The sequence below is a fragment of the Streptomyces sp. NPDC001832 genome, from assembly GCF_040297265.1.
Classification (GTDB): Bacteria; Actinomycetota; Actinomycetes; order Streptomycetales; family Streptomycetaceae; genus Streptomyces.
In genome coordinates this window covers 21,229-38,282 of the sequence record NZ_JBEOYU010000036.1, presented here as the reverse complement: position 1 = coordinate 38,282, position 17,054 = coordinate 21,229, and the positions used below count along the sequence as shown (strand labels likewise).

14 protein-coding genes, 2 tRNA genes and 1 pseudogene are annotated in these 17,054 nt (G+C 69.5%); 8 read left to right on the top strand and 9 right to left on the bottom strand.

The window, feature by feature from the left end; all coding sequences use genetic code 11:
- Positions 1–54: 54 nt before the first annotated feature.
- The 3 genes from ABT115_RS23845 (at position 55) to ABT115_RS23835 (ending at position 2,243) form a co-directional block, all read left to right on the top strand.
- Entirely contained in the window at positions 55–843 is a 789-nt protein-coding gene (locus ABT115_RS23845; protein WP_351793309.1) for an HAD-IIA family hydrolase, read from the top strand.
- A 127-nt stretch (positions 844–970) separates the two neighbouring features.
- On the top strand, positions 971–1,540 hold the full coding sequence (locus ABT115_RS23840; protein ID WP_351793306.1) for a hypothetical protein: 570 nt from the start codon (positions 971–973) through the stop codon (positions 1,538–1,540).
- A 1-nt stretch (position 1,541) separates the two neighbouring features.
- Positions 1,542–2,243, top strand: coding sequence for a class F sortase (locus tag ABT115_RS23835; RefSeq protein ID WP_351793303.1), 702 nt, complete (start codon positions 1,542–1,544; stop codon positions 2,241–2,243).
- A gap of 21 nt (positions 2,244–2,264) precedes the next feature.
- Here the strand turns inward: ABT115_RS23835 and ABT115_RS23830 are convergent.
- Positions 2,265–2,338: transfer RNA gene (locus ABT115_RS23830), tRNA-Lys, on the bottom strand.
- A 439-nt stretch (positions 2,339–2,777) separates the two neighbouring features.
- Here ABT115_RS23830 and ABT115_RS23825 point away from each other — a divergent pair.
- A pseudogene (locus tag ABT115_RS23825) lies at positions 2,778–3,737 on the top strand (SPFH domain-containing protein); the annotation flags it as partial.
- A gap of 97 nt (positions 3,738–3,834) precedes the next feature.
- The gene (locus tag ABT115_RS23820) at positions 3,835–5,490 is read left to right on the top strand and encodes an AMP-binding protein (protein WP_351793301.1); all 1,656 of its coding nucleotides are present in this window, start codon (positions 3,835–3,837) and stop codon (positions 5,488–5,490) included.
- Between the two features lie 128 nt (positions 5,491–5,618).
- Here the strand turns inward: ABT115_RS23820 and ABT115_RS23815 are convergent.
- The 7 genes from ABT115_RS23815 to ABT115_RS23785 all read right to left on the bottom strand — a co-directional run bounded on the left by ABT115_RS23815 (position 5,619) and on the right by ABT115_RS23785 (position 11,237).
- Positions 5,619–5,692 (bottom strand) — tRNA-Lys (locus ABT115_RS23815).
- A gap of 254 nt (positions 5,693–5,946) precedes the next feature.
- Positions 5,947–6,705 (bottom strand): IclR family transcriptional regulator, encoded by a 759-nt coding sequence (locus ABT115_RS23810; RefSeq protein WP_351793298.1) that lies wholly within the window; start codon positions 6,703–6,705, stop codon positions 5,947–5,949.
- A gap of 167 nt (positions 6,706–6,872) precedes the next feature.
- Positions 6,873–7,721, bottom strand: coding sequence for an ectoine/hydroxyectoine ABC transporter ATP-binding protein EhuA (ehuA, locus tag ABT115_RS23805; protein WP_351793296.1), 849 nt, complete (start codon positions 7,719–7,721; stop codon positions 6,873–6,875).
- Positions 7,711–8,352, bottom strand: a complete 642-nt coding sequence (gene ehuD / locus ABT115_RS23800; RefSeq protein WP_351793293.1) for an ectoine/hydroxyectoine ABC transporter permease subunit EhuD — start codon at positions 8,350–8,352, stop codon at positions 7,711–7,713. Before ehuD ends, ehuA begins: the two co-directional genes overlap by 11 nt.
- Positions 8,349–9,089 carry an ectoine/hydroxyectoine ABC transporter permease subunit EhuC gene (gene ehuC, locus ABT115_RS23795; protein WP_351793290.1) on the bottom strand — a complete coding sequence of 247 codons (741 nt, stop codon included), beginning with the start codon at positions 9,087–9,089 and terminating at the stop codon, positions 8,349–8,351. The genes ehuD and ehuC overlap by 4 nt, the downstream gene beginning before the upstream one ends.
- Positions 9,090–9,108: 19 nt before the next feature.
- Positions 9,109–10,011: an ectoine/hydroxyectoine ABC transporter substrate-binding protein EhuB gene (gene ehuB / locus ABT115_RS23790; RefSeq protein ID WP_351793287.1), complete on the bottom strand. Its 903-nt coding sequence runs from the start codon at positions 10,009–10,011 to the stop codon at positions 9,109–9,111.
- Positions 10,012–10,277: 266 nt separating this feature from the next.
- Positions 10,278–11,237 carry a D-2-hydroxyacid dehydrogenase gene (locus tag ABT115_RS23785; protein WP_351793285.1) on the bottom strand — a complete coding sequence of 320 codons (960 nt, stop codon included), beginning with the start codon at positions 11,235–11,237 and terminating at the stop codon, positions 10,278–10,280.
- A gap of 209 nt (positions 11,238–11,446) precedes the next feature.
- Between ABT115_RS23785 and ABT115_RS23780 the strand changes: the two genes are divergently transcribed.
- Both ABT115_RS23780 and ABT115_RS23775 read left to right on the top strand, forming a co-directional pair.
- Positions 11,447–12,262, top strand: coding sequence for a maleate cis-trans isomerase family protein (locus ABT115_RS23780; protein WP_351793282.1), 816 nt, complete (start codon positions 11,447–11,449; stop codon positions 12,260–12,262).
- A 123-nt stretch (positions 12,263–12,385) separates the two neighbouring features.
- Positions 12,386–13,498: an LLM class flavin-dependent oxidoreductase gene (locus tag ABT115_RS23775; RefSeq protein ID WP_351793280.1), complete on the top strand. Its 1,113-nt coding sequence runs from the start codon at positions 12,386–12,388 to the stop codon at positions 13,496–13,498.
- A gap of 42 nt (positions 13,499–13,540) precedes the next feature.
- On the opposite strand, the gene ABT115_RS23770 is transcribed toward ABT115_RS23775, so the two are convergent.
- Positions 13,541–15,412 (bottom strand): putative bifunctional diguanylate cyclase/phosphodiesterase, encoded by a 1,872-nt coding sequence (locus tag ABT115_RS23770; protein ID WP_351793277.1) that lies wholly within the window; start codon positions 15,410–15,412, stop codon positions 13,541–13,543.
- A 410-nt stretch (positions 15,413–15,822) separates the two neighbouring features.
- Between ABT115_RS23770 and ABT115_RS23765 the strand changes: the two genes are divergently transcribed.
- Positions 15,823–17,037, top strand: coding sequence for a M6 family metalloprotease domain-containing protein (locus ABT115_RS23765; RefSeq protein ID WP_351793274.1), 1,215 nt, complete (start codon positions 15,823–15,825; stop codon positions 17,035–17,037).
- The last annotated feature ends 17 nt before the right edge of the window (positions 17,038–17,054 follow it).

The window sequence follows — 17,054 nt, the reverse complement described above, 5'->3', positions numbered from 1 at the left end:
CACGACGCGGTGCCGCCGGCGTCCCCCGCACACGGCGTACGGCAGGAGTCCCGCATGGCAGAACGCAAGCCGATCTCATCCTGGCTCACCGACATGGACGGCGTCCTGATCCACGAGGGGACGCCAGTCCCCGGGGCGGATACCTTCATCAAGCGGTTGCGGGACTCGGGGCTGCCCTTCCTGGTCCTCACGAACAACTCGATCTACACCGCCCGCGACCTTCACGCCCGCCTCAAGCGCATGGGTCTGGATGTGCCCGTGGAGAACATCTGGACCTCCGCCCTGGCCACCGCCCAGTTCCTGGACGATCAGCGGCCCGGCGGCACGGCGTACGTCATCGGCGAGGCCGGGCTCACCACCGCCCTGCACGACATCGGCTATGTCCTCACCGACCACGAGCCGGACTACGTGATCCTCGGCGAGACCCGTACGTACAGCTTCGAGGCGCTCACCAAGGCGATCCGGCTGATAAACGGCGGCGCCCGCTTCATCTGCACCAACCCGGACGAGACCGGCCCGTCCCCCCAGGGCCCGCTGCCCGCCACCGGGTCCGTCGCCGCCCTCATCACCAAGGCCACCGGCAAGGCCCCGTACTTCGCGGGCAAGCCCAACCCACTGATGATGCGCACCGGGCTCAACGCGATCGGCGCACACTCCGAGTCCAGCGCCATGATCGGCGACCGGATGGACACCGATGTGCTGGCGGGCCTGGAGGCGGGGATGCAGACGTTCCTGGTCCTCACCGGTCTCACCGCGGTGGCCGACATCGACAAGTACCCCTTCCGGCCGTCCAGGGTCGTCGATTCCATCGCCGATCTGGTCGACCTCGTCGACGTGGACTGAGCCCGGCGGGGCACCGGCCCCCGAGGGGGCGGGGGAGGGCTCCGGGCCTTCGTTGCCGGTCGTCCCCCGTGTTTCTGCGGATGCGGAAGGCCGGAGCAGGCGTGAACCTTCCTTAAGGAGGTTCACGATGCGTTCGATACCCATCACGTTCTGTGCCGCCGCGGTCGTCGCGGCGACCCTGGTGCCGGCTTCCGCCGCACTGGCCGACTCCGACTCCGGGTCCGACCGGACGGGCTCGGACTCCCGCAGCACACTCTCGGTGACGCCGACTTCCGCCGCCCCGGGTGGCGAGGTGGCCCTGCGACTGGACGCCTGCGGGGGCAAGGAGGCCAAGGGCAATTCCGATGTCTTCGCCTCCGAGGCACGCTTCTCACCCGCTTCGGACGGGGGCCTCTACGCCAAGGCCCGGATCAGCTCGGACGCCTCCCCGGGCGACTACGACATCCAGATCGTCTGTACGGACGACAAGGGCACCAAGGCGTCCGGCACGGTCACCGTCATTGACCGCGACCAGGCCACACCCCTCGCGCCGGTCAGTGCGGGAGGCGGCGGCACCGCCGTCCTCACCAGCAAGGAAGCCCATCAGCAGGACGGCCCCGGCACCGTGCATGCGGTGATCGGTCTGGTCCTGGCCGCTGTCGCGGCCGTCGCCGTTGCGTTCCGCCGCGTGCGCCGTCGTCGCTCGGCCGAGGACTGAGATGTCCGCCCCCGACAGCCCCGAGGGCCACGGCAGACTGCTCACCGGAGTGGCCTGGGCCGTCCTGCTGATGGCGCTGTGGCTCTGGGGCCGCGACATCGCCGACGGCTCCTTCGCCAGCTCCGCCCCGACCACCGGCGACATGGCCGCGGTCGGCCGCCCGCTCGGCGTCCCGCTGCCCCCGCCGCACGACCCGATCGAGGGCGCCGTGCCGGAGCGGGTCGAGATCCCGTCGATCGGCGTCAAGGCACCCGTGGTCGCCCGCGGCCTGGACAAGGACGGGGCGATCGAACCACCGCCGTTCGACACGCCCCAGACCGTCGGCTGGTACGGCAACGGCGTCGAGCCCGGCGCGAAGGGCCCCGCCCTCTTCGTCGGCCACGTCGACACCAAGACCAGACCGGCCGTCTTCTACGGGCTCAGCGCGGCCCGTCCCGGCGCCAAGGTCGAGGTGACCCGCGCCGATGGCACGGTCGCCGAATTCACCGTCGACGACGTCCAGGTCTTCACCCGGGAACGTTTCGACGCCGACAAGGCGTACGGCCCACGCGAGAAGGGCCGCGCGGAACTCCGCCTGATCACCTGCGGCGGCACCTACGACCGGGCGTCGCACTCGTACGACGCGAATGTGGTCGTCTCCGCCTACTTGACCGGCGAGAAGTTCGGGGGAGTTCGTGAACGAACAAGGCCCCCTCACGTGTAGTGAGAGGGCCTTGACTCTGCGTGCGCCGCCAGGGACTCGAACCCCGGACCCGCTGATTAAGAGTCAGCTGCTCTAACCAACTGAGCTAGCGGCGCCTGCTGACCTGGAGAACTCTACCTGAAGGCGAGGTGTGCTCCTGACCATTTCCCGACCACCACGGCCTGTCGAATAGACGTTTTTTCCCTTCTATCCGTCAAAGTGTGATATGTCGGGAGAGTTGAGGCGCGGGCACTCGTGCAGGTGCGACCAAAGATCTTGATTTGAGGCCTGGCGACGGGCCCAGGGCCGGCGGGGCGGAGCGGTCGACGGCACCCAGGTCCGGAGACTGGCGACAACTTTTCGCATGACAAAGACAGCTTTTCGCGTGACAAAACGGACATGACGGAGGCGGGAATGGGATCCACGGTGTTGGACAGCTCCGGAACCCCGGAGAACGCGAGGGAACGGGAAGGGGGGCTGGAGAAGGCGAAGACGCCGGGGCCGCCGGTACCGAGCGGGCCGCAGGTGCCGAGCGGGCCGCAGGTGCCGAGCGGGCCGCAGGTGCCGAGCGGGCCGCAGGTGCACCCTTCGACACGGTCGGCGCCGGCCGCCGATCCAAAGCTTGCCGAGCGGTCGTGGCCCGCGCTGCCCGGCTGGGTGGCGCTGCTCGGCGGGCTGGTGGGGATCGTTGCCGGTTGCGCTGTCCTCTGGTGGGTCGGCGCGCTGCCCGCCGCCGCGCTCGCCCGGTTCGGTATCGACTCGCGTCCGTACGACGGGATCGGTCGCCGGGCCTGGGTGGCGCTCGCCATGGTGGTGATGGCGGTGATCTACGCGTTCGGCGGTCTGAGCCGTGGACGGGCCGGGTACGCCTGGGTGCTGACGCTCTTCGGCGAGTACCGGGGGAGTGTGCGGCGGACCGGGCTGATGTGGATCAGCCCGGTGCTGCTGCGCCGCCGGGTCGACGTACGCCTGCGGCACTGGCGCAGCGAACCGCTCCCCGCCGTGGACGCCAACGGTACGGCGCTGCGCGTCGTCGTCCTCGTCGTCTGGCAGATCAGGGACACAGCACGGGCGGCGCTCGGGGTCGCGGACCACGAGGCGTATCTGCACGAGCAGGTCGAGGCGGCGATGGCCCGGGTCCTCTCGCAGTTGCCGGCCGACGCCTTCCACGAGGACGCGCACACTTTGCGCAACGCGGAGGCAGTAGGTGATGCGCTGACCCGGCTGCTGAAGGCGGACTGCGAGCCGGTCGGTATCGAGGTGTACTCGGCGCAGCCGACCGGAATCGAGTACGCGCCGGAGGTCGCCGCGGCCATGCAGCGCCGCCGGATCGCCGCCATCGACGCCAAGCACCGCGACACTGTGCTGACTTCGGTGGTTGACGCCGTGGACGGCACTGTCAGCCGGCTGACGGCGAGAGGGGTCGTGGAACTGGACGACTACGAACGCAAGTCGCTGATCAAGGACTTGACGGTGGCCTTCTACACCGGTCACAGCGGCGGGGAGGGGTCCTGAGGTCTTCGGGGGAGCCCCCGTAGACCACCGCGCTCCGTGCGTTCTGTGCGTGCTCCGATGTTCAGTTCTGATGTGCAGTCAGTTACCGTGCGGCGCCATGGGGAGCGCAGGCACCGTCGCGGAGCTCGTACAGCGCCAATGGGGCGACCACCGGCCCGGACTGAGATCTGAGGACACCGTCCTCAGTCATCACCAGATCGCCTCGGGCGCTGCCGCACGGGCCGCGCTCCTCGCGGATCTGCTGCCGACGGGCAGCGAACCGCACCTCGGGGTGCTGCTGGACAACACCCCTGAATTTCCTCTCTGGTTGAGCGCGGCGGCCCTGTCCGGGGCCGCCGTCGCCGGTATCAACCCCACCCGGCGCGGCGCCGAACTGGCCCGCGACATCCTGCACACCGACTGCCGCGTCCTGGTCACCGAACGCACCCATCTGCCGCTGCTCGACGGACTGGATCTCCCGGGTGTACGGGTGCTGGTCACCGAAACCGACGAGTACGCCGAACTGCTCGCCCCGTACGCCGGAGCGACACCGGGCGACACGGTCCTGGTCGAAGCCGGGCCGGGAACCAGGATGCTGCTCTACTTCACCTCGGGCTCGACCGGCGCCCCCAAAGCCGCGATCTGCTCCCAGGGACGGCTGGCCGCGGCCGGGCAGTCCCTCGTCGATCACTTCGGCGTCCGGCGCGAAGACGTCCACTACATCTGCATGCCGATGTTCCACGGCAACGCGGTGATCGCCGACTGGGCGCCCGCGCTGGCCGGCGAAGCCGCGGTCGCGCTGCGCCGCCGCTTCTCGGCCTCCGGTTTTCTGGACGACGTACGGGCGCACGGGGCCACGTACTTCACCTATGTCGGCCGCGCCGTGCAGTATCTGCTGGCCACCCGCGAGCGCCCTGATGACCGCGAGCACTCGCTGCGGCTCGGCTTCGGTACCGAGGCCGGCGCGGTGGACGCGGCCCGCTTCCGGGAGCGGTTCGGGGTGCGGCTGGTCGAGGGCTACGGCTCCTCAGAGGGCGGCGCGGCGATCCAGCGGACCCCGGACACCCCGGAGCGCGCGATTGGGAAGGCGTCGGCGCACGACGATCTCGCGGTCGTCGACCCGGAGACCGGCGAGGAGCGGACCGCAGCTGTCTTCGACGAGTTCGGAAGGCTGACCAACGGGGCGGAGGCGATAGGGGAGTTGGTCAACCGGGGCCGTACGCCCTTCGAGGGGTACTGGCGCAATGAGGCGGCGGACGCGGACCGGGTGCGCGGAGGCTGGTACTGGACCGGGGACCTCTTCTTCCGCGACGCCGACGGCTTCCTCTACTTCGCGGGCCGTACGGACGACCGGCTGCGGGTGGACAGCGAGAACCTGGCAGCCGCGGTGATCGAGAGCATCCTGGCCCGCTGGCAGGACGCGGTGGCCGTGGCGGTGTACGCGGTGCCGGACCCGGTGGCGGGGGACCAGGTGATGGCGGCGTTCGCGATGCGGGCGGGGGCGGTGTTCGACCCGGAGGCCTTCGCCGCGTTCCTGGCCGCCCAGCCGGACCTGGGGACGAAGATGGCCCCCCGCTTCGTGCGGATCGTCCCGGCGATGCCGGTGACGGCGACGAACAAGGTGCACCGGGTGGGGTTGCGCCGCGAGGGCTTCTGGAGCGGGGGCTCCGTGTGGTGGCGCGGCCCAGGTGGCACGTACGACCCGTTCGGGGGCGATCAGCTGGCGGCCCTGCTGAGCGAGTACGAGGCGCACGGGCGCGACGGCCTTCTCTAGCGCCGCGACCGGCACTAGCGCCGCGACGGGACTAGAACGGATGTGTAAAACGTTCGTACATCTTGATGGGCAGCAGAAACGCACTGGGCGGTTCAGGTGTGTACCTGAACCGCCCAGTGCGTTGTCTGTGCGCCGCCAGGGACTCGAACCCCGGACCCGCTGATTAAGAGTCAGCTGCTCTAACCAACTGAGCTAGCGGCGCCTGCTGACTCGAAAATAATACCTGTTCCCGAGGGGTGCTGGTGACACCCGGACGAAACGGGACTCATCAAGCCAGAATGAACCCGCCCCCTAGTGCCGCGGCAGGCAACGTTCGCCCCGTCGCGACGCCCGGCACGCACTCTCGCCGCACCGGACGAAAGCCCAAGTACGTCCAGTACGAGGGCTTCCGGCCGGCACGCCGAGAGCACGCACCGGACGCCACTCCTTGACGGGCAAACGTTGCCTGCCGCGGCCCTAGAGCGCCAGCGACAGGAGCACGGGTGCCGCCCGCCGGTTCAGTGTGGCCGCCGCCGCGCGCAGGCGATGCGCGTCCTCGACCGGCAGGGACAGTGCCAGGCAACCCGCCGACGACCCGGCCGTAAGCGGTACCGCCGCGCACACCGTGCCGACCGCGTACTCCTGGAGGTCGAGCACCGGGGCCGTCGCCGGCTGGCTGTCCAGCTTCGAGAAGAGCACCTTCTCGCTGGTGATCGTCCGCGACGTGAGCCGGGCCGTCTTGTGACGCGCGAGGTGGTCGCGGCGGCCGTTCTGGTCGAGCTGGGCCAGCAGGCACTTGCCGACCGCCGAGGCGTGCGCGGCGGAACGGAAGTCCACCCACTCGTTGACCGCGGGGGTGCGGGGGCCGTCGGCGTACTGTGTGACGCGGATCTCGCCGTCGACGTACCGGCTGATGTAGACCGCCGCGCCGACCGAATCGCGCAGTTGCGCCAGTATCCGCTGGAGTCTGGCCTCAAGGGCCTGTCTGCGAGCCGCGCCGAAGCCGGGGAGCAGCAGCGAGGAGCCGATGACATACGCGCCGTCGGCGGCCTGCTCGACGTATCCCTCGCGGCGCAGCGTCAGCAGCAGGGGGGTGAGATGCCTGATGTGCAGTCCCGTCTCCCGCGATATCTGGGTGCCCGTCACGCCGTTGCTGTGACTGGAGACCGTTTCGAGGACGCGAAGGGCGTACTGCACCGAATGAATCGGTGCGGTCGGTTCGGGCTTCAATGCCACGGTTCCCCCCACCAGGTTGCGGCCGCAGAATCTGCCACCACGATAGCCGCCAAGAGGCCCTTTTGGGGCTGCTGTTGGCGGCTTGATGGGGCGCCCCGACGCCGTAGGCTGGGGCGCACCCAAGTTTGGAATATGCCAGAGTCATTGGCGTATCGCGTGTGCCGAGGTCACAGCACCGCGGCGAGGAACTCGCGCGTACGTTCGTGCTCGGGATCGGTGAAGATTTTTTCCGGTGGACCCGACTCGACCACGCGTCCGGCATCGAACATCAGTACCGTCTCCGAGACGTCCCGGGCGAAGTTCATCTCGTGGGTCACGCAGAGCATGGTGATGTCGGTGTTCCTGGCGATGTCGCTCAGCAGCTCCAGCACACCCGCCACGAGCTCCGGGTCGAGCGCGGACGTCACCTCGTCCAGCAGCAGGATCTCCGGCCGCATCGCCAGCGCGCGGGCGATCGCCACCCGCTGCTGCTGGCCGCCGGAGAGCTGGGAGGGATGCGCGTCGATCTTTCCCGAGAGCCCGACCAGGTCGAGCAGTTCGCGGGCGCGGCCCTCCGCCTCGTCGCGGTCCATGCCCAGCACGCTGACCGGGGCCTCGGTGATGTTCTGCAGCACCTTCATATGGGGGAAGAGGTTGAACTGCTGGAAGACCATGCCGATCTTCTTGCGGGCCTCGCGCAGATGCTTCTCCGTCGCCGGCCTCAGCGAGCCGTCGGGTGCCTTGATGTGGGACAGCGGTTCGCCGTCGACCCGGATCACTCCGTCGCTGACCTTCTCCAGCGTCATCAGCAGCCGCAGGATGGTGGTCTTGCCCGAGCCGCTGGGGCCGATCAGGGTGACGTGTTCGCCGCGCCGCACCGAGAAGTCCAGCCCGTCGAGGACGACGTGGTCGCCGTACCGCTTCACGACGTTGTCGAAGCGGACCAGCGGATGGCCGGTGTGCGACGTGGCGGGGACCGGGGCGATATCCAGGGGGGCCGCGGTCGTCTTCTGCAGGGGGAGGGGTTCAGTGGCCAAGGCGCATCTCCAGCTTTCTCATCAGCAGCGAGGTGGGGTAGCTCGCGACCAGGAAGACCAGCCCGGCGAGCGTGAATGCCTCGGTGTAGGCGAAGTGGTCGGCACCGTACTTACGGGCCTCGAAGACCATCTCCTGCACCGTGATCACGGCAAGGAACGGGGTCTCCTTGAACATCGAGACCGCGTAGTTGCCGAGAGCGGGCAGCACATTGCGCACCGCCTGCGGCAGGACCACGGCCTGCCAGGTCCGCCGCGGGGAGAGCGAGAGCGCCCGGCAGGCCTCCCACTGGCCCTTCGGCACACCGTCGATCCCGGCGCGGTACACCTCGGAGGTGTACGTGGCGTAGTGGATGCCCAGCACCACGATGCCGATCGTCAGCGGCTCGACGGAGGTGAACAGGGCGGCCGCGCCGACCAGTTGGACGAGCAGCGGGGTGGAGCGGATGAACTCCATCACGGCTCGCACCGGCACCGTCACGAACCTGCTCGGGGCCCGTCCGGCGACCGCGATGGCGAGCCCGAGGACGGCGGCGACGAGCGTGCCGAGCACGGTCGCGAGCAGCGTGACCTCGAAACCTTCGAGCACCAGGGGAAGGGCGTCCCGGACGGCGTCCCAGTCGAAGCCGTTCACCGGGCACCTCCGGCCGTCGACACGACGGTTTGCGCGGCGCTGCGGCTGCGCAGCAGCGAGCCCGCACCGGTCGGCAGGCCGAGCCGCCGCTTGGCGCTCCGCTCCAGCAGATTCATCAGCAGGGTCAGCGCGTAGGCCAGGACGAAGTAGACGGCCAGCAGGGTCATGTACGCGGTGAGCGTCTCACCGGTTCGGTCGCGCAGCTGCTGGATCACGGTCATCAGGTCGGCTGCGGAGATCAGCCACAGCAGCGGGGTGCACTTCAGCAGCTGGATCAGCAGATTGGTGAAGGACGGGATCATCTGCACCCAGGCCTGCGGAAGGATCACCTTCCGCATCCGGTGCAGCGGCGTCATGTTCAGCGCGACGGCCGCCTCGTACTGGGCACGCGGTACGGAGTTGATCGCCCCGCGCACCACCTCGGAGCCGTACGCCCCGTAGTTGAGACCGAAGGCGACGACGCCGCACAGCAGCGGCGTCAGTTCGTACCCCGTGAGCGGCGGCATCGCGTAGTAGAGCCAGAACAACTGGATGTAGAGCGAGGTGCCGCGGAAGAACTCCACGACCACGCGTGAGACACCGCGCAGCACCAGCAGCCGGCTGACCGACATCAGACCGAGGACGAACGCCAGGAGCAGGGCGAGCAGTGCGCCCAGGACGGTGGCCTGGAGGGTCACCCACAGTCCCGAGCGCAACTGCGGCAGGTCGTCGAAGAAGGCGGAGAAGAAGTCACTCATGCGGTGCGTTCCGTCCCAGTCAGACCTGGCACAGATCGGCCGTCTTCAGGGTGGCCGGCGGGATCTCGGCGGCCCCGAATCCGTACTCCCGGAGCAGGCTCACATAGCGCGAGCTGTCCGAGACGATCTTCTTCAGCTCGCGGTTGAAGGCGTCCCGCAGATCCTCGTTGCCCTTGCGGAAGACGGCGCCGCCGGGGCTGTACTGCTTCTTGCCGTCGAGCTCCGGCAGGAAGGCCTCGGTGACCTCGGTGTCGGGGTTCGTCTTCGCGAGCCGGCGCAGCGAGATGCCGGTGAGCAGGAACGCGTCGATCCGGCCGCCCTTGACCGCGTCGGCGCCGTCCTGCGGTTTCTGCAGCGACTTGATCCGGTCCTTGGAGATGCCGGCGCCCTCGGCGTACGAGCCCTCGACGGCACCCGACATCACACCGACGGTGATTCCGGCGGCCTTCGCCGATGCCAGGTCGGTGACCTTCTTCGGGTTGCCCTTCTTCACCATCAGCGCGGTCGGCGAGATGAACTCGGGCTCGGAGAAGAGGGCATTGGCGCAGCGCTCCGGCGTGATCGCCATGCCGGCGCTGACCACGTCGTACTTGCCCGCCTGCAGCCCGGGGATCAGACCGTCCCACTCGGAGAGCGTGGGCTTCAGTTCGTCGACGCCGAGCGCCTTGAAGATCTCCCGGTGCAGGGTGGGCGCCTCGCCCTTGAGCTGCTTGCCCTCCAGATAGCCGTATGGGGCCTCATTGGCGTACGCGACCCGGACGAAGCCCTGCTTGCGGAGCTTGTGGAGCGCCCCCGCACCGTCCGTGGAACCGGCGCCGGTCTTGCTGCACGCGGAGAGCAGACCAGGAACGACGAGCAGGCCGCCCACGGCCGCCGATCGATGGAGCAAGCCCCGGCGGGACAGGTTCGGGAAGTCAGCCATGGTTCGCAATCTCCTGGAGCGATCGAACAGTCCGGACAGGGTGAGCGCCTGCCCGATCCCGTACGTCTATGCAGGAAGAGGCCTCCTGTGATCGAACAGTGATCGGAGTGCGACCTCCCTGTGTCCCGTTGTCGGCGGAGTGCGACGGTCGGTGCGCGGCGCGTATTTCCCGCCGTCTAACGCGTCGTGACTGGCTGTCATGCGGATTTGTCTGCAATGAATTGCAATGACCAGGTGAAGTGACCGGCGGGACAGGTCGGTTGAGATCAATCGCTCCGGTCCGGGACGGGGACGTACCCGCGCTGCTTGTCCACCACGTTCGGCAACGGCTGTCCGGCCGCCCAGAGTTCGTACATCTCCACGAACTGCTCGCCCAGCCTCTCCCGCCAGCCCGCAGTGTCGCCGCTCATGTGCGGCGACACGATCAGATCCGGTACGTCCCAGAGCGGGCTCTGCGGCCCCAGCGGCTCCTGCTCGAACACATCGAGCGCCGCGCCCGCGATCCAGCGCTTGCGCAGCGCGGCGACCAGATCGTCCTCGACGACCATCGGGCCGCGCCCCACATTGATGAAGCGGGCCGACGGCTGCATCAGCCCGAAGAACCGCGTGTCGAACATGCCACGGGTCGACTCCGTCAGCGGTGCCGCGCAGATCACCCAGTCGGCCATGGAAGCCAGCCGATCCAACTCCGCCACGCCGTGGACGGTGCGCCGCGCGCGACGTCCCACCAGCGCCACCTGGACCCCGAGGTTGATCAGCAGCCGGGTGATCTCCCGCCCGATCGGGCCCGCGCCGACGACCACCGCACGGCTGCCCGCGACCTGTGTGCTCTCCCTGTGGCGCCACTGCCGCCGGTGCTGGAGCTCCAGCGTGCCCGGGAGGTCCTTGGCGAATGCCAGCACCAGGCCACACACATACTCGGCGACCGGCCGCTCGAAGATGCCCCGCGCATTGGTCACCACCGTTTCGGAGGCCGCCAGCTCCGGGCAGAGCAGCCGGTCCACGCCCGCGCTCGCCGTATGCACCCATGCCGGGCGCGGTCCGTCACCGGGCCAGGCGGCCCGTACCGCGTCGGAGGTGAAGTCCCACACCAGCAGTACGTCGGCTTCCGGGAGCTGTGCGGCGAGTCCGGCCTCGCCCGTGTACCGGACGGCGGCCCGGCCGGTCAGCCGGCCGAGACGCGGCGACGGGTCGGTGTCCAGGACGAGCAAAGTGGGCTCTGGCATGAGAGGCAGTCGCTCCGCTGCGTCTGAGATGTGCGGATTGACCACGCTCGCACCCGCGCCCGGCTTCGTCAACAGGTCGCAGTGGGGGTGGCGACAGAAGGGGGAATACTGGGGAGAGATGGGCGGAAACGGTCACAGGTGCCGCGTCTTTGGACCTGTTCGGCCCCCGAATACCCGTTCAGGCACCTGCAGGAACAGGAAGGGTGGACATGACGACCCTCGGCTTTCTCTACCCGGGCCACCACTATGCGGAGGACGACTTCCCGCGGATGGAGATCCTGCTCGACGCCGTCAGGCTGGTCGTGAACCACACCGACGTCGACGAGGACGTCTACGGGATCGACGCACTGGTACGGACAGGCGCGCCCGAACGCCTGGCCGCCGGGGTGGCGGAGCTGCAGCGCGCCGGTGTCGAGTCCGTCGTGTGGGTGAGCAGCGGCGGCAGCTTCCTGTACGGCTGGGAGGGCGCCCATGAACAGACCGCCGCCCTGGCCCGGGCGGCAGGTGTGCCCGCCTCCAGCACATCCTTCGGCTTCGTCCATGCGGTACGGGAGCTGGGCGCCGACCACGTCGCCGTCGCCTCGACCTATCCCGAGCACATCGCCGAGCTGTTCACCGTCTTTCTCCGGTCCGCGGGCGTCGAGGTGGCCACCACCCACGCCGCCTCTCTCGCCTCCGCCGCCGAGGCCGCCGCCTGGGACCTGGACAAGGTGAAGGAACTCGTCACAGCCGCGGACCGGCCGGAGGCCGATGTGATGCTGCTGCCCGACACGGCCCTGCACACCGTCTCGCACGTGGCGGAGCTGGAGGAACTCCTTGGCAAGCCGGTCCTCACCGGGAACCAGGTGACCGTCAGGGAAGGGCTGCGGCTGGCGGACCGCCGGGCCTGGTCTCCGAGGCTCGGCAAGATCTTTGCCGAGCGCGAGGCGCCCCCGGCCCCGGCGGCCATGTGGGGCGAGGACCGGGAGCGCGCACGCAGCGGGAAGAAGGAGTGGCACGGAAAGCGGCCCCGCCCTGGCTGGTGAGCCAGGGAAAACCTGGCGCCGGTGAGCCGAGGGGTGAGCCGGGGAATAAGCGGAGACCACCTCCTGTTGTGCTCTTTCGGACGTACCAGCCGGACGTAGGCGCATCACCGGAGAGGCCAGGACGTGGACGAGATTCGCGGCGACGAGATCCGAGGCGACAAGATCCGTGGCAGGACGGAGGGGACGGCCACGGTTCCGCTCTCCGTGCTGGACCTGGTGACCGTCGGTCAGGGCCGCACCGCCACCCAGGCCCTGCGCACGAGCGTGGACATCGCACAGCTCGCCGAGCGCCGTGGATTCCATCGCTACTGGGTCGCCGAACACCACTCGATGCCCGGCGTCGCCTCCTCCTCACCGGCCGTGATCCTGGCCCACCTCGCCGCCCACACCGAGCGCATCAGGCTCGGCTCCGGCGGCGTGATGCTGCCCAACCACGCACCGCTCGTCATCGCCGAACAGTTCGGCACCCTGGAGGCCATGGCCCCCGGCCGCATCGACCTCGGTCTCGGGCGCGCCCCCGGCACCGACGGCGCGACTGCGGCCGCACTGCGCCGCACGGACCGGCTGGGCGAAGGTGCCGAAGACTTCCCGCAGCAGCTTGCCGAGCTGACCCGGTTCCTGGACGACGACTTCCCGGACGGCCACCCCTACGCCCGTGTCCACGCGGTCCCCGGCCCGGTCCAGGCCACGGCCGATGGCGGGGTCCAGTCCCCCGCCCGCCCGCCGATCTGGCTGCTCGGCTCCTCCGGCTTCAGCGCCCGGCTGGCCGGCGTACTCGGCCTGCCGTTCGCCTTCGCCCACCACTTCTCGGCCCAGAACACGGTGCCGGCCCTCGACCTGTACCGGGAGTCGTTCCGGCCGTCCGCGGTGCTCGACGCCCCGTACGCCCTGATCGGCGTCGCGGCCCTGGCCGCCGACGACGAGCGCGAGGCCCGCCGCCAAGTGCTCTCCGGCGCCCTGGCCATGGTCCGCCTGCGCACCGGCCGCCCCGGCCTGGTCCCGACACCCGAAGAGGCGGAGGCGTATGCCTTCAGCCCCATGGAGCGGGAGTTCGTGGACGGCTGGCTGGTCAACATCGTCCACGGCACGGCGGACGAGGTCCGTACGGGCCTTGACGACCTGGCCAAGCGCACCGGCGCCGACGAACTGATGATCACGGCCAACGCGCACGGCGGCGAGGCCCGGCTGCGCAGCTACGAGCTCATCGCGGACGCGTACGCGCTGCCGACGGCCTGACGTCGCCCCCATGCGCCGGTCGCCCTCATACGCCGGTCGGCCTCAGACCTTCAGCCTTCCGCTGCCGATCAGCTCGGCGATCCGCTCCGGGGCCACCGCGCGTGAGTACAACCAGCCCTGCCCGGTGTCGCAGCCGATCCTGCGCAGCCGTTCCGCCTGGCCGGCCGTCTCCACGCACTCCGCGGTGACGGTCAGGCCGAGGCGGTGCGCCAGTTCCACCATCGCCTCGACGATCGTCTCGTCGGCGGGGCTCGGGAGGTCGCCGTCCTCGTGGCGGAAGCCGCGTACGAACGAGCCGTCCAGCTTCAGTACGGAGACCGGCAGCCGGCTCAGGTAGGCGAGGTTCGAGTAGCCGGTCCCGAAGTCGTCGATGGCGATCCGTACGCCCATTTCGCTGAGCGACTGAAGGACCTGGAGCGGGCGCCCCGCCGAGCCCATCACGGCGGACTCGGTCAGTTCCAGCTGCAGCAGTCCGGGATCGAGACCGGTCTCGGCGAGGATCTCCGCGACATCGGTGACCAGATCGGAGTCCCAGACCTGCCGTACGGCGACATTGACGCTGATGAACAGCGGCGGTTCGGCCGGATGGTCGAGCTGCCAGCGCCGGGCCTGACGGCAGGCGGACCGCAGCACCCACCGGCCGAGCTGGATGATCGAGCCGTCCTCCTCGGCGATCGCGACGAACCGATTCGGCGAGAGCATGCCGAACTGCGGGTGGTTCCAGCGGACCAGCGCCTCCACCCCGCGTACGACTCCGTCGGCCATGCCGACCAGCGGTTGGTACTCGATGGTGAACTCGCCGCGTTCGACGGCGGGCCGCAGATTGGAGGAGAGCGTCTGCCGGGTCATCCGGTGGGCGTTGCGCTCCGGGTCGAAGACCGTCCAGCGGGCCTTGCCGTCCGCCTTTGCCCAGTACAGCGTGGTGTCGGCGGCCTGCATCAGACCGGTTGCCGAGGTGTCGGCCACAGCTCGTTCCACCACTCCGATCGAGGCCGAGACGGAGAGCCGCTGCCCGCCGAGGTCGAAAGGCTTCTGCAGTGCGGCGAGGACCCTGCGGGCCAGTTCGGTGAGCTGCTGTGTACCGGTGGAGTCCTCGACCAGGATCGCGAACTCGTCGCCGCCCAAGCGCGCCACGAGGTGCGAACCGGGGCGGTGCGGGCTGTCCTGGGCCGCACAGTCGGTGAGCCGTGTGGCGACGGCGGCGAGCAGCCGGTCACCGATCCGGTGGCCCATCGTGTCGTTGACGGCCTTGAAGCCGTCGAGATCGAGATAGCAGAGCCCGATACGGCCGTGTCCGGGGACACTGCCGTCCTCGTACGGCGGTGTCTCCAGCGCGGCCGAGAGACGTTCGAAGAACAGCGTCCGGTTGGGCAGCCGGGTCACCGGGTCGTGCATCTGGAGGTGGCGCAGCCGCTTCTGCAGCTCATGCCGGTCGCTGATGTCCGCGACGGAGAGCAGCACCCGGCCGGGCCCGGGGCCATCAGCCCTGCCGGCCTCCGGTTCCGGCATCGGTACGACGGTGATCTCGGCCCACATCGAGCGCCCGTCGGGGTGCTTGAGCCTGCGGGTGCAGCAAAACCGTGAGCGTCGGCGGTGCAGCACCTCGCGGTACGCGTGCCAGGTGCGGCCGTCCGCCACGAGGTCGAGCAGATCGGCTGCCGACTGTGCGGACAGCGCCGCGGCGGAGAAGCCGAGGAGGCCGCCGAGGGCGTCGTTGGCGGCGACGACCAGGCCCTCGTGGTCGACGACGGCCATCGGGAGCGTGGCGGCCCGGAAGGCGGCACGGTAGCTGTGCGGCCCGGCCCCTTCGGCTCCGGCAGGAAGCCACGGATGGTGACGCTCCGTGACTGACGGTCCTGCGGAATGGGGGGGTGTGCCCGCCGCGGGCCTCGACCCTTCGGAGGTTCCGCTCACCGTTCGCTCCCGCCGTGCAGTTCTGTCCTGAACAGGTGTGGCCGGACTGGCCCGCCGCGCGGGGCGCCGTTGTCGGAGGCGGAAACCACGCGGGAAAGCCTGGTGAAGCATAGAGGTTGGTGCGTCGGCCGTTCCAGCGCCAGACCCCTCCGCGCCCCGGGTTCGCCCCACATGGATCAGTCGCGCGCCGATCCGGTTTGCCCTCGACTGATCTTTTCTGAGCGGTTCCGTTCTATCTCGATGTCCTGGCTGATTGATTGTGACTGTCCGTGAGGGTGAACGCCTCGGCCGACTGTTGACTCGACTGGGGCAGCTCAACAGGACGAAAGCCTCAAATCATCACAGTGTGGGTGAGTGACTGCATCTCGCACCCGGAGGTAGATGTGCCGCGTCAGCACAGAACCGGGGGAGTGGAGAGGCCGACCCTGCGCGGTGCGGTCGCGGCCATGACCTCACTTCTGGCGCTCGCTGCCACCTCCCTCGTCGCCGGGCCCGCCGTGGCGGCCACCGGCGAAGCGGGTCCCTGTGCGCTGTCCCGGACCGAGGCGCATCACTCGCTCGGGGTGCGGGACTGGAACGATGCCTACCCCCGCCCCGACCACTCCCTCGACGCGGTCATGGTCTTTCTCTCCTTCCCGGACCATCGCCCCACCACGACCATCAGGGAACTCGCCGCCGACTACTTCCCCGTCACCACCCAGTTCTTCCGGCGCGCCTCGTACGGGAAGTTCACCCTGCGCCCGCACCCGGTGCAGCAGTGGATCCAGATGCCCAAGGCGTCCGACTGGTACGGCATACAGCGCGACTGGAACAACGCGCGGCGCAGTGCCTATCTGCGCGATGCCATCGCCACGGCTGACCCGCAGGTCGATTTCTCCCGGTTCGACATCGTCTACCTGGTCGCCGACCCGGACGCGCCAGGGGTCGACTCCGACGCCACCAAGGTCGTCAACTTCGACCGGCCGCGGCACGCCGACGGTACGGACATCAGGCGCGTCGTCACCGTCTTCGAGCGCCACCCGCCGGACCACAATGTGCTGGCCCACGAGACCGGGCACGTCTTCGACCTGCCGGACCTCTACCACCGGCCGTCCGACGGCAAGGGCGACTGGGACACCTATGTCGGCGACTGGGATGTGATGGGCAGCCAGTTCGGTCTCGCGCCGGACTTCCTCGGCTGGCACAAGTGGAAGCTGGGCTGGTTGGACCGCGGACAGGTGGTGTGCGTCCAGCGCAGCCGGGACATCACGCTGGAGTCGATGGCCGCCGAGCCCGCGCCCGGGGCCTCCATCGGCAACCGGCTCGCGGTGATCAGGACCGGTCGGGGCAGCGCCGTGGTCGTCGAGGCCCGCAGCGCGACCGGCAACGACCGGACGACCTGCACCGAAGGTGTCCTGATCTACCGGGTACGGAACGAAACTCCGTCCGGCGGTGGCCCGGTTCAGGTCATCGACACCCACCCCGGCTCCGAGGCATGCTGGGGCCGGTCCGTCTATGCGCCGCTCGCGGACGCCCCGCTGCGGGTCGGCGAGCGGTACAGCATCCCCGACGCACACGCCAGGATCGAGGTCGCCGACCGGACACCGTCGGGCGCCTGGACGGTCCGGATCACCACGGGAACCTAGCACGAAGAAGCTCCCCC

What these genes read in the sequence shown, in the direction of transcription:
- ABT115_RS23845 (WP_351793309.1), top strand. Translation starts at nt 55, where the DNA reads ATGGCAGAACGCAAGCCGATCTCATCCTGGCTCACCGACATGGACGGC.
- ABT115_RS23840 (WP_351793306.1), top strand. Translation starts at nt 971, where the DNA reads ATGCGTTCGATACCCATCACGTTCTGTGCCGCCGCGGTCGTCGCGGCG.
- ABT115_RS23835 (WP_351793303.1), top strand. Translation starts at nt 1,542, where the DNA reads ATGTCCGCCCCCGACAGCCCCGAGGGCCACGGCAGACTGCTCACCGGA.
- ABT115_RS23820 (WP_351793301.1), top strand. Translation starts at nt 3,835, where the DNA reads ATGGGGAGCGCAGGCACCGTCGCGGAGCTCGTACAGCGCCAATGGGGC.
- ehuC (WP_351793290.1), bottom strand. Translation starts at nt 9,089, where the DNA reads ATGAGTGACTTCTTCTCCGCCTTCTTCGACGACCTGCCGCAGTTGCGC.
- ehuB (WP_351793287.1), bottom strand. Translation starts at nt 10,011, where the DNA reads ATGGCTGACTTCCCGAACCTGTCCCGCCGGGGCTTGCTCCATCGATCG.
- ABT115_RS23785 (WP_351793285.1), bottom strand. Translation starts at nt 11,237, where the DNA reads ATGCCAGAGCCCACTTTGCTCGTCCTGGACACCGACCCGTCGCCGCGT.
- ABT115_RS23780 (WP_351793282.1), top strand. Translation starts at nt 11,447, where the DNA reads ATGACGACCCTCGGCTTTCTCTACCCGGGCCACCACTATGCGGAGGAC.